A 643-nucleotide genomic window follows, 5' to 3' on the forward strand; every position below is an offset into this window, starting at 1 on the left:
TAAGCAATCGACTTGCCCAAGCAAACAAAAAACTTGCTGATCAAGGTTTCGTTGAACATGCAAAGCCAGAATCTGTGGAGGAATTCAGACTGCGGAAGTTGGAATGCGAATCCGGACTGGGAAGGATTGAGCAAGATTTACTATATGTTGAGAAGTGCGTCGAAAATCGTTACGTATTTCCCGAGCTAATTGCGGATTAGCGGAGGGTAGGAGCAGTCGCATTCATACCGAATCAATTTGTTGTATTTACATTGGTGGCGGTTGAAGTGTTTATATATTTACCATGACGTAGATGTTATAAATATTAACTTTGAACAGAATTTATATATATTGGTGGTGTTTTCATGGCTGTTGAATGGAGTCAAATTAGGACTTTCAATAACTCTCAGAATTCTGCATTTGAAGAGCTGGTATGCCAGCTAGCGAGAGAGGAAGAAATTCCAGGGCGTGTGGGCTTCTATAGAGTTGCAGCGCCTGACGCAGGTGTAGAAGCTTATTGCGTTCTGGATAATGGTGATGAATATGGTTGGCAAGCTAAGTATTTCGATTCTATTGGGGCTTCCCAGTGGGCACAAATAAAAAAATCATTTGAAACTGCCTTAAATACTCACCCTAATCTAACTAAATATTATGTATGTATTCC

At 40.3% G+C, this 643-nt stretch carries 1 protein-coding gene and 1 pseudogene; both read left to right on the plus strand.

What is annotated here, in order from left to right:
- Positions 1–200 (plus strand): hypothetical protein (locus NRB16_RS28925; RefSeq protein ID WP_257107571.1); only part of this gene is annotated, 200 nt, incomplete at its 5' end.
- A gap of 144 nt (positions 201–344) precedes the next feature.
- Positions 345–643 (plus strand): annotated as a pseudogene (locus NRB16_RS28930) (AAA family ATPase); the annotation flags it as partial.

Source organism: Pseudomonas sp. LJDD11 (assembly GCF_024584215.1).
GTDB lineage: Bacteria > Pseudomonadota > Gammaproteobacteria > Pseudomonadales > Pseudomonadaceae > Aquipseudomonas.